Origin of the sequence: Streptomyces sp. Go-475 (assembly GCF_003330845.1) — a bacterium.
Classification (GTDB): Bacteria; Actinomycetota; Actinomycetes; order Streptomycetales; family Streptomycetaceae; genus Streptomyces.
The window spans coordinates 3,940,712-3,955,556 of sequence record NZ_CP026121.1 but is presented as its reverse complement, the minus strand read 5'-3'; the positions used below and the strand labels follow the sequence as shown (position 1 = coordinate 3,955,556).

Annotated in this window: 17 protein-coding genes; 8 read left to right on the top strand and 9 right to left on the bottom strand. The window is 71.3% G+C overall.

The window, feature by feature from the left end; genetic code table 11:
- Nucleotides 1-42: 42 nt before the first annotated feature.
- The 8 genes from C1703_RS18205 to C1703_RS18170 form a co-directional block, all read right to left on the bottom strand.
- The gene (locus C1703_RS18205) at nt 43-2,100 is read right to left on the bottom strand and encodes a pectinesterase family protein (protein WP_114253872.1); all 2,058 of its coding nucleotides are present in this window, start codon (nt 2,098-2,100) and stop codon (nt 43-45) included.
- Nucleotides 2,101-2,183: 83 nt separating this feature from the next.
- Nucleotides 2,184-3,032, bottom strand: a complete 849-nt coding sequence (locus C1703_RS18200) for a hypothetical protein (RefSeq protein WP_114253871.1) — start codon at nt 3,030-3,032, stop codon at nt 2,184-2,186.
- A gap of 138 nt (nt 3,033-3,170) precedes the next feature.
- On the bottom strand, nt 3,171-4,640 hold the full coding sequence (locus C1703_RS18195) for a HAMP domain-containing sensor histidine kinase (protein WP_114253870.1): 1,470 nt from the start codon (nt 4,638-4,640) through the stop codon (nt 3,171-3,173).
- The gene (locus C1703_RS18190; protein WP_114253869.1) at nt 4,637-5,374 is read right to left on the bottom strand and encodes a response regulator transcription factor; all 738 of its coding nucleotides are present in this window, start codon (nt 5,372-5,374) and stop codon (nt 4,637-4,639) included. The genes C1703_RS18195 and C1703_RS18190 overlap by 4 nt, the downstream gene beginning before the upstream one ends.
- Nucleotides 5,375-5,458: 84 nt before the next feature.
- Nucleotides 5,459-5,671 (bottom strand): hypothetical protein, encoded by a 213-nt coding sequence (locus C1703_RS18185; protein ID WP_114253868.1) that lies wholly within the window; start codon nt 5,669-5,671, stop codon nt 5,459-5,461.
- A gap of 40 nt (nt 5,672-5,711) precedes the next feature.
- Nucleotides 5,712-6,713 (bottom strand): trypsin-like peptidase domain-containing protein, encoded by a 1,002-nt coding sequence (locus C1703_RS18180; RefSeq protein WP_114253867.1) that lies wholly within the window; start codon nt 6,711-6,713, stop codon nt 5,712-5,714.
- A gap of 106 nt (nt 6,714-6,819) precedes the next feature.
- On the bottom strand, nt 6,820-7,842 hold the full coding sequence (locus tag C1703_RS18175) for a LacI family DNA-binding transcriptional regulator (protein WP_114253866.1): 1,023 nt from the start codon (nt 7,840-7,842) through the stop codon (nt 6,820-6,822).
- Between the two features lie 127 nt (nt 7,843-7,969).
- Entirely contained in the window at nt 7,970-8,758 is a 789-nt protein-coding gene (locus C1703_RS18170) for a response regulator transcription factor (protein WP_114253865.1), read from the bottom strand.
- 171 nt (nt 8,759-8,929) lie between these two features.
- On the opposite strand from C1703_RS18170, the gene C1703_RS18165 reads away from it, so the two are divergent.
- The 8 genes from C1703_RS18165 to C1703_RS18130 all read left to right on the top strand — a co-directional run bounded on the left by C1703_RS18165 (nt 8,930) and on the right by C1703_RS18130 (nt 14,399).
- Nucleotides 8,930-9,781 (top strand): alpha/beta fold hydrolase, encoded by an 852-nt coding sequence (locus tag C1703_RS18165; protein WP_198678209.1) that lies wholly within the window; start codon nt 8,930-8,932, stop codon nt 9,779-9,781.
- Between the two features lie 57 nt (nt 9,782-9,838).
- On the top strand, nt 9,839-10,093 hold the full coding sequence (locus tag C1703_RS18160) for a MoaD/ThiS family protein (protein WP_114253863.1): 255 nt from the start codon (nt 9,839-9,841) through the stop codon (nt 10,091-10,093).
- A gap of 2 nt (nt 10,094-10,095) precedes the next feature.
- Nucleotides 10,096-11,184, top strand: coding sequence for a hypothetical protein (locus C1703_RS18155; RefSeq protein WP_114253862.1), 1,089 nt, complete (start codon nt 10,096-10,098; stop codon nt 11,182-11,184).
- Nucleotides 11,185-11,306: 122 nt separating this feature from the next.
- Nucleotides 11,307-12,047 carry a DUF2993 domain-containing protein gene (locus C1703_RS18150; RefSeq protein ID WP_114253861.1) on the top strand — a complete coding sequence of 247 codons (741 nt, stop codon included), beginning with the start codon at nt 11,307-11,309 and terminating at the stop codon, nt 12,045-12,047.
- Between the two features lie 422 nt (nt 12,048-12,469).
- Nucleotides 12,470-13,315 (top strand): sulfurtransferase, encoded by an 846-nt coding sequence (locus C1703_RS18145; RefSeq protein WP_114253860.1) that lies wholly within the window; start codon nt 12,470-12,472, stop codon nt 13,313-13,315.
- 41 nt (nt 13,316-13,356) lie between these two features.
- Complete coding sequence (locus tag C1703_RS18140; RefSeq protein WP_031121416.1) at nt 13,357-13,644, top strand: DUF1416 domain-containing protein; 288 nt, start codon at nt 13,357-13,359, stop codon at nt 13,642-13,644.
- Nucleotides 13,645-13,730: 86 nt separating this feature from the next.
- Nucleotides 13,731-13,991 (top strand): DUF3099 domain-containing protein, encoded by a 261-nt coding sequence (locus C1703_RS18135; protein ID WP_114253859.1) that lies wholly within the window; start codon nt 13,731-13,733, stop codon nt 13,989-13,991.
- Between the two features lie 21 nt (nt 13,992-14,012).
- A complete protein-coding gene (locus tag C1703_RS18130) occupies nt 14,013-14,399 on the top strand; it encodes a VOC family protein (RefSeq protein WP_114253858.1) in 387 nt (128 codons plus the stop codon).
- Here C1703_RS18130 and C1703_RS18125 read toward each other — a convergent pair.
- Nucleotides 14,393-14,755, bottom strand: coding sequence for a DsrE family protein (locus tag C1703_RS18125; RefSeq protein WP_114253857.1), 363 nt, complete (start codon nt 14,753-14,755; stop codon nt 14,393-14,395). The two genes, C1703_RS18130 and C1703_RS18125, sit on opposite strands and share 7 nt — an antisense overlap.
- Nucleotides 14,756-14,845: the final 90 nt, after the last annotated feature.

Genomic DNA, 14,845 nt, shown 5'->3' with positions numbered 1-14,845 from the left:
CGGGTCCGGCGCCGCTCGTCAGCCGGACCCGGAAGGGAGCCGTCAGGACGCCGCGGGCGTCCAGCCCGCGAGCCAGTCCGCGACCTCCTGGTTCGCGGCCTGCGCGTCACTCAGGTGCGGCCGGTTCGAACTCGCCGGACCGGCGCCCGCACCGCTGTTCTTGTACTCGGCGAACCGGTCGTCCTTCCACGAGAACCCGCTCATGTCGGTCCACGGGGCCGACTTGATCGCGTTGCTCAGGTTCGTGTTGCGGACGGTGGTCTGCGGGTCGAGGGAGGCGTCCCCGCCCGCGTGCCAGGGCCGGCCGAGGTGGAAGCTGCCGGCCGAGACGTCCCCGTTCACCGTGGAGTTGGCGATCAGGATGCCCTTGCGGTTGGCGGCCGTGCTCGGCGCGGTGACGTAACCGGCCGAGTCGCCGTTCCAGCGCTTCTTCAGCGTGATGACGGACCTGTCGACGACGGCCGTGGCCCGCCCGAAGATGAAGTCGACGTTGCCGACGATGTAGGAGTTGCTGACGTAGACCCGGCCCAGCCGGTCCTTGGCCGCGGTGTCGAGGAGCAGCGTGTCCTGGTCGCCGCTGACGATGATCCCGTCCAGGAACACCTTGTCGGCGGCGGTCCGCAGCGCCACGGCCTGGTGGTCCTTGAGGTGCTGGTTGGCCTTCTCGTCGAAGTCGTTGGAGATGGTCAGGTTCCGCGCCTGGAAGTCGTCGGCCTCGACGGCGACCGTGGCGCTGCCGCTCGTGCCGTACGTCCCGCCGCCGGGCTTCGGCGTGCCGGACGCGTTGTTGTAGACGATCGTCGTGTCCTTGCGGCTGCCGCCGGTGCCCTGGATGGTGACGTGCGGCTTGTTGGAGGGCACCTTCACCAGTTCCCGGTACGTCCCCGGCTTCACGGCGATGACGACACGGGAGGGGTTGTTGGCGGGCACGGCGTTCACGGCGGCCTGGACCGTCGTGTACTGCCCGCTGCCGTCCTTGGCGACGGTGAGGGTGGTCGCGGCGGCGGCCTTGGGGGAGGCGGCGGTCTTGCCGATGGAGGCGCGGGGACCGGCACCGGCCTTGAGGATCGACGGCAGGTCGGCGGCCTTGTCGAGGCTGTAGGGGTAGTACGTCTTCGGGTCGAAGGCGGTCCCGCCGCTCTCGTTGCGCCCGCTGGTCCCGGAGAAGGAGTTGCCGCGCTGGACCACGGCGGCGCCGCTGTCCTTGATGACCGGGTTGTTGACGCCCTGGAAGAGGGAGTTCTCCAGGACCATCTTCGTGCCGCCGCGCGAGTAGTTCCCGTACGCCGACTTGATGGCGGTGCCCGGGGCGTCCTCCAGCCAGTTGTTGTAGAGGTGCGCGTGGGCGGCGTTGTCGGTGGACGGGTTGCGCTGCTCGGTCTCGCGGATCCAGTTGTGGTGGATCGTGATGTCCGTCTTGACGTTCTGGGTCCAGCCGATGCCGAAGGTCTTGTTGTTGTCGCTCAGCTTGTTCCAGGAGACGGTGACGTTCGTGCTGTCCTTGCGGACGTCGATGAGCCCGTCGGCCATGTGCCGCAGATCGTTGTGGTCGATCCACACGTGATGGGCGCCGTCCATCTGGACGGCGTCGAAGTCGTGGTCCTTGTCGTTCCAGACGCCCTGGTACGCGTCCCGGATGGTCAGGTTCCGGATGATCACGTTGTGGACGCCCTGGCCGAGGAAGAACCCGCCGCCGACGATGTGCCCGGAGGTCCCGGCCCCGACGATGGTCTTGTCGGACTGCACCTTGATCTCTTTGCCGACCGGGTTCAGGTGGATGGCCCCGGCGACGACGATCACGTACGGCTGGGCCGCGGTGGCGTACTTCTCCAGCTCGGCCTGCGTCTTCACGGTGACGACCTGACCGCCGCGCCCGCCGTACGTCCCGTTCTGCCCGAGGGAGTTGACGGAGGCGAACCCGTCGGCGGTGTCGGCGGCCCAGGAGGGGGCGGCGGCGGAGGCCTGCTGCGCGGTGAGGCCGAGGACACCGAGGTCGGTGCCGTAGGCGAGGGTGCCGGCGGCGGTCAGGGCCAGGGGGACCCCGACCGCCAGGGCTGTGCGGCTTCTGCGGTGCCTGGGGGTGCTGCGCGGCTCACTCATGCGGCGACTCCATTCCGTGCGGGGGGTGATCCGCGATGGGGTCGCCGCCCCGCACGAAAAGGTTGCCGCCCTGTTCGAGCGCCTTACGAGGTGCAGGACTTGGGGTCGAGCTTCTGCTCGATCTTGTCCTCACGGCCGTCGGGCTGGCCGTTGGAGAGGAGCTTGTCGGAGATGCCGTCGATGTAGTACCCGTGCGAGTAGATCGTCCGGTATCCCCGGTCGCGCCAGCTGTGCACGGTCCGGTCGCCGTCGCCCTTGTTCCACTCGTAGTCCTCGACGTGGAACACCGGGTTCACGCGCACCACGCGCTGGTACGGCGTCCAGGTCACGGCGACCTGCCGGCACGGCGGAATGGTCTTCTCACTGCGGTTCTCGAACCGGGACTCCTTCTCCCAGCCCCACTCGTACCCGGCGCTGCCGCCCACGGTTCCGCTGAAGATGCTCTTGGCGAGGGAGAGGCTGATGCTGCCGCCGACGCTCTTCTTGGCGAACGTCTTGGTGCTGTAGGTGCTGACGAAGGTCTCCTTGTCGTCGGCGGACCCCCTGTTGCCGATCCACCGGGACGTGCGGACGGTGTCGCCCTTGATCGACCAGGTGGACGCCTCGGCGTATCCGCACCAGCCGCGGAACAGCTCCCACGGCCCGGCGGGCTTCCACAGCCCGAAGACGTCCCGCAGGTACTCGTCGCGGGTCTTGAACTCACCGGTGTCGACGTTCAGGGCGCCGTAGACACCGGTCAGGCTGGTCTCCTGGCCGCAGAGCCGCTCGATCATCCGGTCGGTGTCCCCGGGGTCGACGCCCCGGATGTCGGTCGCGCCGGCGGGCCCGGCGGTCGCGGTCCCCGCGCCGGCCAGCAGGCCGGTTATGGCGAGGACGGTGGCAGCGGCAACTGCGCCGCATTTCTTGAGAGTTGACGTGCGTGTGAGACGCATGTGGGGGGCTCACTCCTGCTTGCGGTTCTGTGACGGTGACGAAGATGTCAGAGCAGGAGCGGGAGTTTGCGCTACTGGCGGGTATGACAGGAAATTGACAGCTCCGAAGAGGGAGCGCGGCCCCGGCCGTTCTCCGGATCAGGGCGAGGGGGGAGGGTCCTCCGGCGGGGGCGTAGGCGCACCGGGCAGGCGTACCGTCGCCACCGTGCCGCCCTCCTCCGCCGGGGACAGCGAGACCTCGCCGCCCGACTGCTGCACCGTCCGCGCCACGATCGACAGGCCCAGGCCGGAGCCCGGCAGGGCCCGTGCGCTGGGGGAGCGCCAGAAGCGGTCGAAGACGTGGGGGAGTTCGTCGGCGGGGATGCCCGGGCCGTGGTCGCGGACCGTGAGGGTGCCGTCGGTGAGGCGTACCTCGATCGTGCCGCCCTCGGGGCTGAACTTCACCGCGTTGTCCAGGATGTTCACCACCGCCCGCTCCAGCGCGGCGGGCTCCGCGCGGACGAACCAGGGCTCGACGTCCGCCGTGATCGTCAGTTCCGGGCCGCGCAGCCGGGCCCGTCGCAGCGCCGACTCGACCGTGTCGTGCCAGGCGACGATCTGGGTCCGGCCCGCGTGCTGGCTCGTGTCCGGGCGGGAGAGTTCCTGGAGGTCGCCGATGAGCGCGGCCAGTTCCGTCATCTGCGCCTTCACCGACGCGAGCAGCGCCTTGCGGTCGGCCTCGGGCAGGGGGCGGCCCGTCTCCTCGCTGCGGGAGAGGAGTTCGATGTTGGTGCGCAGCGAGGTGAGCGGGGTGCGCAGTTCGTGCCCGGCGTCCGCGATGAGCTGCTGCTGGAGGTCGCGGGAGCTGGCCAGGGCCGAGGTCATGGAGTTGAAGGAGTGGGAGAGGCGGGCGATCTCGTCCTCGCTGTCCTCCTCCACGGGGATGCGCACGTCCAGGTCCTCCGTGCGGGCCACGTGCTCGACCGCCTCCGTCAGTTTGTCGACGGGACGCAGCCCGGCCCGGGCGACGGCCAGTCCGGCGGCTCCCGCGCCCAGCACCCCCACGCCCGACACGAGCAGCAGGATCAGGGCCAGCTCGTTGAGCGTGGACTGGGTGCCCTTCAGCGGCAGGGCGATGACGAGGGAGTAGTCGGCGGCCACCCCCTGCGTCACGGGCCCGTCCTTGATGACCAGCGCCGTGGTCAGCACGCGCAGCTTGTTGCCGTGGGTGTCGGTGCCGTCGCGGAAGTGCACCTGGCTCGGGTCGGGGTCCTTGGCCACGCTCTTGTCGACGCCGCTGACCTGCACCTGGGCCGTGGAACTGGGGAAGAGGCACACCTTGCCGTCGTCGCGGACGAGCTGCCCGTAACTCTTGGGCCGTGACCCCACGCCCACCGCGTCGGACGGTGTCTGCCGGCAACCGGCCGCGAGGCCCTGGAACTCGTCCGTGCGCACCGACCCGACCGACGACCTCAGGTCGTTGTCGATCTCGTCGTACAGCTTCCCCTGCACGATGAACCAGCAGGTCACCGACACCGCCGCCACGGCGAACGCCACCGCCGCCGCCACCAGCAGCGCCAGACGCGACCGGATCGGCAGCGAGCGGAAGCGGCGCACGAGCCTGTTCACTCGGCGCCGCCCTGCCGCAGCACGTAGCCGACGCCGCGCACGGTGTGGACGAGGCGCGGCTCCCCGCCCGCCTCGGTCTTGCGGCGCAGGTACATGACGTACACGTCCAGGGAGTTCGACGACGGTTCGAAGTCGAAGCCCCAGACCGCCTTGAGGATCTGCTCCCGTGTGAGGACCTGGCGCGGGTGGGCCATGAACATCTCCAGGAGCGTGAACTCCGTGCGGGTCAGCTCCACCTGGCGGCCGCCCCGGGTGACCTCGCGCGTGGTGAGGTCCATGCGCAGGTCGGCGAAGGTGAGGGCGTCGTCGTCGCCGGGGCTGCCCGCGCCCACGGCCGCCGCGTAGGAGCTGCGGCGCAGCAGGGCGCGGATGCGGGCGAACAGCTCGTCGAGTTCGAAGGGCTTGACCAGGTAGTCGTCGGCGCCCGCGTCGAGGCCGGTGACGCGGTCGCCCACGGTGTCGCGGGCGGTGAGCATCAGGATCGGGGTCGTGTCGCCGGTGGCGCGGATGCGGCGGGCTGCCGTCAGGCCGTCCATGCGGGGCATCTGGATGTCGAGCACGAGCAGGTCGGGGCGGTAGGCCGCGGCCTTCTCCAGGGCGTCCGCGCCGTCCACGGCGACCTCCGTGCCGTACCCCTCGAAGGCGAGGCTGCGCTGGAGTGCTTCGCGTACCGCCGGCTCGTCGTCGACGATCAGGATGCGCTGCGGGTCACGGTCGCCGTCTGCGGGGCTCATGGGTCGGGTTCCTCGGGTGTGAAGGGGGAGGGACGGTCTGACGCTCTCAGCCTCGCACGAGCGCGGGCGGGGCCGGGAGGAGTGTCAGCCCCGTACGCTGCGGCGCCGCGCGGCCCTACGCCGCCCGCCCGTCCGCTCGCCGGCCGGCGCGGCGGCGCCGCGTGCGGTCCGGGCCGCGGCCGGTGCCACCTCCGGCGCCCGAGGCGCCGGGGCGTGCAGTGCGTACGCCACCGCCAGGGCCGGCGCGACCTGCGCCGGGTCGGTGCCGGACTCCGTGTGCGCGACCTGTTCGATCATCGCCGTACTCCTCGGTGCGGGGGACTCGGCCCGGTGGGGCTCAGTCGGTCGATCCGGCCCGCAGCTTGGCGAGGTCGGCCTTCACGGTGTTGATCGGGATGGCGAAGCCCAGGCCGACGCTGCCCGCCTCGGAGGACGAGGAGGCGCTGCCCGCCGGCGAGTACATCGCGGAGTTGATCCCGATGATGTTGCCGTTCATGTCGATCAGCGCGCCGCCGGAGTTGCCCGGGTTGAGGGACGCGTCGGTCTGGAGCGCCTTGTACGTCGTCGTGTCGTTGCCGGTGTCGCCGTTGAACTGCCGTCCGCCGAACTCGAACGGCCAGCCGTCGCCCTGCTGGAACTGCTGCTGCCCCTGGTCCTGTTCGGTCGGGACGGTGACGTCACGGTCGAGCGCCGAGATGATGCCGCTGGTCACGGTGCCGGACAGCCCCTCGGGGGAGCCGATCGCCACGACCTGGTCGCCGACCTGGAGGCCGGAGGAGTCGCCGAGCGTGGCCGCCTTCAGTCCGGAGGCGTTCTCCAGCTTGATCAGCGCCAGGTCCTTCTTGCTGTCGGTGCCGACGACCTTCGCGGAGTAGGACTTGCCGTCGCTGGTCGTCACCTTGATCCGCGAGGCGCCGGATATGACGTGGTTGTTGGTGATGACCTCGCCGCCGCTCGTGATGATCACGCCGGAGCCGGTGGAGGACCCGGCGTTGGAGTCGGCGTTGATCTCGACGATGCTGGGGCTGACCGCCTTCGCGACCCCGGCGACCGTGCCCTTCTGGCTGGACGGCACCACGTTGGTGCTGGTCGAGCTGGAGGCGACGGTGTCGTTGCCGGTCAGCTCCTGGATGCCGTAGGCGGTGCCGCCGCCGATCGCCGCCGCGACGATCGCCACGGCGGCGATCAGGGCGACGGGGCCGCGGTTGCGCTTCTTCTGATGCGGAGCATGCGCCGGGGCGTACGCCGGCGGGGGCGGCCACTCGGGGTTCACCGGGGCCTGCTGCTGACCCTCGTAAGGGTTCTGGTACTCGCCACTGCGGTGGAAGCTCTCGGTCATGACAACGAGCTTGTCGCCCGACCATGAGAGCTTCCTGAGTGCTTGCTGAGAAGCCCGACAGAACCTCGTATGCCCGATATAAAGACGCCCCCGCGGCTTCTGAGGGCTACGCGCAGCCGCAGGACTGGCGGACCACCAGCCGCGAGGGGAACACCTTCAGCCGCTCCCGACGGGCTCCCGCGACGCGCAGCCCGTCGTCCAGGACGAGGTCCACCGCGGCCCGGGCCATCGCCGAGCGGTCCGAGGCGACCGTCGTCAGGGGCGGGTCGGCCAGCGCCGCCTCCTTGATGTCGTCGAAGCCGGCCACCGCCAGCTCGCCGGGGACGTCGATGCGCAGCTCGCGCGCCGCCCGCAGCAGGCCGATCGCCTGGTCGTCGGTGGAGCAGAAGATGGCCGGCGGCCGGTCGGGCCCGGAGAGGATCTTCAGGGCGGCCTGGTAGGCGTCGTAGCGGTTGTAGAGGGCCTCGAAGAGCCGGCCCTCCGTGGAGATCCCGGCCTCGTCCATCGCGCGGCGCCAGCCCTCGACGTGGTCGGAGACCGGGTCGCCGACCGCCGGGGTCTCCGCTATGCCGCCCATGCAGGCCACGTACGGGTAGCCGTGCTCCAGCAGGTGCTGTACGGCGAGCTGGGCGCCCCCGAGGTCGTCCGTGACGACGGCGACGTCGTCCATGGCCTCGGGGCGTTCGTGCATCAGCACGACCCGGGCGTCCCAGGCCTCGATCTCGGCGGCGGCCAGGTCGTTGAGCGCGTGACTGACCAGGATGAGGCCGGAGACGCGCATGCCCAGGAAGGCCCGCAGGTAGTGGACCTCGCGCTCGCCCACGTAGTCCGTGTTGCCGACGAGGACCATCTTTCCGCGCTCGGAGGCCGCCTGCTCGACCGCGTGCGCCATCTCCCCGAAGAAGGGCTGGCGGGCGTCCGGGATGATCAGGCCTATGAGGTCCGTGCGCCGGGAGGCCATCGCCTGGGCCACCCGGTCGGGCCGGTACCCCAGTTCCTTGATCGCGGCGAGGACGCGCTCGCGCGTGGCCGGGGCGACCGGCCGGGGTCCGTTGTTGATGACATAACTGACCACGGCAGTGGAAGTCCCTGCCAGCCGCGCCACATCATCCCGAGTCACCTTGGCCACGCGCGGAGTCTACGCGGATATACCGGCTCTGGGCAGGGCGTAAAGGAGGATCCGTACGATATCCCGACTGCCGTCCGGTGCGCTCCGCGTGAAGAGCGATGCCCAGGTCGGCGCCGGGATACGCCTGTCACGCCTCGGCGCGGACCTCGGCGGCGTCCAGCTCGGCCGACTCGCCCTTGTTGTCCGGCTTTGCCTTGGTGGCCTTGGCCTTCGCCTCCTCGGCGGCGCGCTCCATCTTCTCCGGCTTCTCCGGCGTAACAAATCGATAACCGACGTTCCGGACGGTGCCGATGAGCGACTCGTGCTCGGGGCCGAGCTTGGCGCGCAGCCGCCGTACGTGCACGTCGACCGTGCGCGTGCCGCCGAAGTAGTCGTAGCCCCAGACCTCCTGGAGCAGCTGGGCGCGCGTGAAGACGCGGCCGGGGTGCTGCGCGAGGTACTTCAGGAGCTCGAACTCCTTGAAGGTGAGGTCGAGGACGCGGCCCTTGAGCTTGGCGGAGTACGTCGCCTCGTCGACCGACAGGTCGCCGTTGCGGATCTCCATCGGGGAGTCGTCGCTGACGATCTGCTGCCGGCCCATGGCCAGGCGCAGACGCGCCTCGACCTCCGCGGGGCCGGCGGTGTCGAGCAGGACGTCGTCGATGCCCCAGTCCGCGGTGACGGCGGCGAGACCGCCCTCCGTGACGACCAGGATCAGCGGGCAGCCCGGCCCGGTGGAGCGCAGCAGCTGGCACAGGCTGCGCACCTGGGGCAGGTCGCGCCGGCCGTCGACGAGGATGACGTCGGCACCGGGGGTGTCGACGAGCGCGGGGCCTTCCGCGGGGGCCACCCGCACGTTGTGCAGGAGCAGGCCGAGGGCGGGGAGCACCTCCGTCGACGGCTGGAGGGCGTTGGTCAGGAGCAGCAGAGAACTCATACGTCTGGTTCCTCCTCGGTCCCTGCGAGGACGTTTGTTGGCACAGCACTGCTCTGCGATCCCGAAGGCCCGTACACCTGCGGTTTCCCGCGTCGTATACAACGCTTCCGAAAGCACAAAAGGACCCGGGGGCTACGCTGCCCGAGTCCTCTGCCCAGCAGAATAGCCCACATGAGCTCTGGTCCGGCAGGTCATGTGGCACGTTCCACCGATCGTCCGCACTCCGAGACGACCCGTGGAGCGTCTGTGCGGAGGTTCACGCGGCGGTTTCTGCGCACCTCGGACGGTGTGTCGATCGACGCCGTATACGACCCGGGTGCCGCCGTGCACGACGGCTCCCGGACGCCTTCCGGTCACCCGGTGTTCGTCGTCGCGCACGGCTTCACCGGGGCCGTCGACCGGCCGCACGTGCGCCGGGTGGCCCAGGCCTTCGCCCGGCACGGGGCCGTCGTCACGTTCTCCTTCCGGGGGCACGGGGCGTCCGGCGGGCGCTCCACGGTCGGGGACCGGGAGGTGCTCGACCTGGCGGCGGCGGTGCGCTGGGCGCGGGAGCTGGGGCACGCGCGCGTGGGCACGGTCGGGTTCTCCATGGGCGGCTCGGTGGTGCTGCGGCACGCGGCGCTGCACCCGCGGCAGACCGACGCGGTGGTGTCGGTGAGCGCGCCGGCCCGGTGGTACTACCGGGGCACCGCGCCCATGCGGCGGCTGCACTGGCTGGTGACGCGGCCCGCGGGGCGCGTGGTGGGGCGCTACGGCTTCCGTACGCGCATCCACCACCGGGACTGGGACCCGGTGCCGCTGTCCCCGGTGCAGGCCGTGCCGCGGATCGCCCCGACCCCGCTGCTGATCGTGCACGGCGACGCCGACGGCTACTTTCCCGTCGACCATCCCCGCATGCTGGCCGCGGCCGCCGGTGACCAGGGCGAACTGTGGCTGGAGCCCGGCATGGGGCACGCCGAGCACGCGGCGAGCGACGAGCTGCTGACCCGGATCGGGGAGTGGGTCGTCGGCCGGGCGGGCTAGCCTGACGGGGTTCACCCGTCGGGTGAGTCCGTTGTGACGGTGCGATTGAGGAAGCAGATGCCAAAGGTCACGGTGCGCTACTGGGCCGCCGCCAAGGCCGCGGCCGGGGTGGCCGAGGAGCCGTACGAGGCGGCCACGCTCGCCGAGGCGCTCACCGGGGTGCGCGAGCGACACCCGGGCGAACTGGAGCGCGTCCTGCGGCGCTGCTCGTTCCTCGTGGACGGCGACCCCGTGGGCACCCGCGCCCATGAGACGGTACGGCTGGCCGACGGCGGCACGGTCGAGGTGCTCCCGCCGTTCGCAGGAGGGTGACGATGACCAACCAGCCGTACGACGGCTACGCCGGCTACGACCCCTACGGGCAGCAGCAGCCGCAGCAGGCGTGGCCCGGGCAGGGGTACCAGCAGGGGCAGCAGGTCTATCCGGGGTACGAGGCCCCGCACGCCGACCAGCAGTACACGCAGCAGTGGCAGGGGCAGACGTGGGAGACGCAGACGCACCAGCCGGTGTCCGCGCCTGCGGCCGCCGACACGGCGTATCTGCCGCCGCAGGGGTACGCGGCCCCGGCACCGGCTCCGGCGCCCGCTGAGGCGGCCGAGGCCTCCGGTGGCGCTCCCGGGTACGGTCCCGCCACCGTCGGCGGGAACACGCGCGTCACGGACGCCCAGCGAGCCCGGGCGGAGGGCCGGTCGCCGATCATCGAGCCCGGGATGCAGCCGGCCGCGCTGACCGCGCTGCTGGGGCTGCTGCTCGCCGGTGCGGCGGCGGTCGGGACGTACGCGCTGCTGGTGCCGCTCGTCGTCCTCCAGGCCGTCACCGCGGCGGGCTGGTTCCGGCTGAACGGGATGTGGCCGGCGCGGCAGGGCATCGCGCTCGGCTTCGCGGGCGCGCTGGCCGCGGACGCCGCGCTGCTGGCCTCGGGGCGCTCGCCCGCGGCGATCCTGGGGACGCTGGGCGTGTGGGTGCTGCTCGCGCTGGTCCTGCAGCTGCGCTCGCACGCGGACCCGGACGAGCGGATGTACGGCCTGATGGCGACGGTCGCGGCGGCGGCGCTGGCGATCGTGGCGGGCGGGTACCTCGCGGCCGACGCGGACGCCGTGACGGTGGGCGCGGTGGCCGTGGCGGTCGCCGTCCTGGCGCGGGCGTTGCCGTTGCCGACGGCGGCGTCGGTGGTGGTGGCGCTGCTCGCGGCGGCGGGCGGCGGTGTCGCGGCCGGTTCGCTGACGGGCCTGGGCCCGTCGGGCGCGCTGCTCGGCGCGGGCGCGGCGGCCTGCGCCCTGATCGGCCACCGGGTCGCGAGCTACGACTACCCGTCCCGCTTCGTCCACTTCACGGCGGGCGTGGCCCTGCCGCTGTCCGCCGCGGCACCGGTGGTGTACGTGCTGGGGCGGGCGCTGGCGTAGCGGCTGTCACAGCTGATCGACAAACCCCTGGCCCTCGCACCACACGGCGTTACCCTCACGCTGGGACGGCCGCCCGGTCGTCGGGACCGCCGTCACAACCACCTAGGTGGGGGAAACACCGCATGCGCGCACTGCGAATACTGCTGATCTTCGTCGTGATCCTGGGGGGCCTCTTCGTCATCGCCGACCGGCTCGCCGTGAACTTCGCCGAGGGCGAGGCCGCCGACCGGCTGAAGGCGACGGAGAACCTCGCGGCGACCCCGGACGTCAGCATCAAGGGCTTCCCGTTCCTCACCCAGGTCGTCGGCGGCTCCCTGGACGACATCGAGGTCGGCATCAAGAACTACGAGGCCGCCGCGGGCAACGGCGCCCAGCGGATCCGTATCGACGACCTCCGGGCCGACATGAAGGGCGTCGAGTTCTCCGGCGACTACAGCTCCGCCACCGCCACCAGCGCCACCGGCACGGCGACCATCTCCTACGACGAGCTGCTGAAGACGGCGAAGTCCGAGCCCACCCAGGTCGCCCCGGGCGTCACCGCCCACGTCGTCGGCCTCTCCGACGGCGGCAACGGCAAGATCAAGGTGACGGTCGAGGCCACCGTGCTCGGCACCAAGGTGCCCGAGCCGGTCTCCGTGCTCAGCACCGTGACGGTGGTCGACGGCGACACCGTGCGGGTGAAGGCCGACGGCCTGCCCGAGTTCGCCGGGGTCGACCTCGCCGAGAACCGCGTCCGGGCGATCACCGACTTCCAGCAGAAGATCGACGGTCTGCCCGGCGGCATCAAGCTGGACACGGTCCAGGCGGCCCCGAACGGCGTCGAGATCACGGTGAAGGGTTCCGACGTCCGGCTCGCCGGGTAGGTACGGGCACGGCGGACCCGACCCGCGCCGTCCGGTGGGCGAGACGGCAGCGTCCGCAGCGCAGATGTGACGGTGGATACAGGAGGCCGCGGGGCTCGCGGCGAGCGTCCCGACGGCCCACTGATCCCATATCCCGGACCATGTCGTCTCAATATGCGACACACCGGTGACACGCCCGCCCTGCCGTCCCTACGATCGACGGCATGAAGCGACAGGCGGACCTCACGAAGCGGCGGGCAGTAGACCTGTGCCGCGTCGCCGCCATGCTCTGTCGCACCTTCTGAGCGACCGCGTCGGCCCGTGAGCCGGCGCGCGCATCCCCGCCGCCCTGCATCAAGGGCACCCGTGCGCCGCCCTCGTCATGGGCGCGCGCCCCGCAGATCTCGCACGCCCCGCCGCAACTGCCCCGGAGGAGAAAGAGCATGAGCCGCAGCGACGTCCTGGTCGACGCCGACTGGCTCCAGGAGCACCTGGACGACCCGACCATCGCCATCGTCGAGGTGGACGAGGACACGTCCGCCTACGAGAAGAACCACATCAAGAACGCGATCCGCATCGACTGGACCAAGGACCTCCAGGACCCGGTCCGCCGCGACTTCGTCGACCAGGAGGGCTTCGAGAAGCTCCTGTCGGAGAAGGGCATCGCCAACGACCATACCGTGGTCCTCTACGGCGGCAACAACAACTGGTTCGCCTCGTACGCGTACTGGTACTTCAAGCTGTACGGCCACGAGAACGTCAAGCTCCTCGACGGCGGCCGCAAGAAGTGGGAGCTGGACGCCCGCGAGCTGGTCCCCGGCGACGAGGTGCCGGAGCGTCCGAAGACGGACTACAAGGCCAAGGCCCAGGACACGTCCATCCGCGCCTTCCGGGACGACGTCGTCGCCGCCATCGGTTCGCAGAACCTGGTCGACGTGCGCTCGCCCGACGAGTTCTCCGGCAAGCTCCTCGCCCCGGCCCACCTGCCGCAGGAGCAGTCCCAGCGCCCCGGCCACGTGCCGAGCGCCCGCAACATCCCGTGGTCCAAGAACGCCAACGACGACGGCACCTTCAAGTCGGACGAGGAGCTCAAGGCCCTCTACGAGGAGGAGAGCGTCGACCTGGCGAAGGACACCATCGCCTACTGCCGCATCGGTGAGCGCTCCGCGCTGACCTGGTTCGTCCTGCACGAGCTGCTCGGCGTCCAGAACGTCAAGAACTACGACGGCTCCTGGACCGAGTACGGCTCCCTCGTCGGCGTGCCGATCGAGCTCGGCGCCAACAAGTAGGCAACCCCGACCGACCTCTCCCAACCCTTCAGGAGTACGACATGTGTGGTGCGAAGGCCGGCGGCCCCGACGCCTCGACGATCAAGCCCGGTGAGACCACGATCCAGGGTCAGGTGACCAAGGACGGCGAGCCCGTGGTGGGCTACGTCCGCCTGCTGGACTCGACCGGCGAGTTCACGGCCGAGGTGCCGACCTCGGCGACCGGACAGTTCCGCTTCTACGCGGCCGAGGGCACCTGGACCGTCCGCGCCCTCGTGCCCGGCGCCACCGCCGACCGCACGGTCGTCGCCCAGAAGGGCGGCCTGGCGGAGGTCGCGATCGCCGTCTGACGGCGACGGGTCCTCGAAGGGCCGCACCCCTCGGGTTGGACGCCTGGGGTGCGGCCCTTCGGCCTGCCCGGACCTACGCTGGACGTATGTACGCACGGCGACGGCACACGTACTTCGCGATGATGGGCCTGTGCATCGGCCTCTTCGTCCTGGCGTGGGGTGTCGTGCGCCTGTGGTCCGTCCCCGTGGCCGTGGGGATGTGCGTGGTGGCCATGGTGATCCCGCCCGTCGCCGCGATGGTCGCGAACCGGCGCGGGCCGGAGGACCGCTGGTGGGACGACCCGTCCGGGGATCCGCAGTCCGACGAGTGGTGGGACGAGCTGGACGGCAAGAAGCGCCGGTACTGACGTCGACGAGGGGGAGGAACCGTGCGCCTGACGGCGGCGACACTGGACGCCCCGAACGCCCGTGAGCTGGCCGCCTTCTACCTGCGGCTGCTGCCCGGGTGGCGGGTGTGGCGCGGCGAGGAGTGGCAGGACTGGGTGCACATCCGGCCGCCGGACGGGGGGACCGGCCTGTCCTTCCAGACCGAGCCCGCCTACCGGCCGCCCGCCTGGCCGAGCACGCCGGACCGGCAGCAGATGATGATCCACCTCGACATCGAGGTCGACGACCTGGAAGGCGAGACCGCGCGGGCCCTGGCCGAGGGCGCGCGGCTCGCCGAGCACCAGCCGCAGGACGACGTCCGGGTGCTCCTGGACCCGGCGGGGCACCCCTTCTGCCTCCACACGGAGAGCGCTCAGGAGCCTCAGTAGACGAGCGCCTGCGTCTCGTCCCCCAGCGCCTCCTGGACGAAGACCTGCGCGCCCGCGATGCGGACGCCCTCGATGACGTCCTTCTCCGAGATCTCGCGCCGGGCCGCGCACTGCGTGCACAGGGTGACGCGGCCGGCCGCCAGGATCGAGTCCAGCAGGTCGGGCAGGGGCGCCGCGTGCGGCAGCTCGAACTCGGCGGCGCGGCCGGGCAGGGCGAACCAGGAGGACTCACCGGTCAGCCACAGGGAGACGTCGACGCCGCTGGCCACCGCCACCGCCGCGACCGTGAACGCCTGGGAGCACCGCTCGGGGGCGTCCGCCCCGGCCGTCACCTTGATCACCAGCTTCTTCGCCATAGCCGGAATCGTAGTGCCGAAGGGGCCCGCGTAAGCTGGGGCCGGCCCTGTGCACACATCCGCACCCCGCTCAAGGAGCACCCCGTGGAG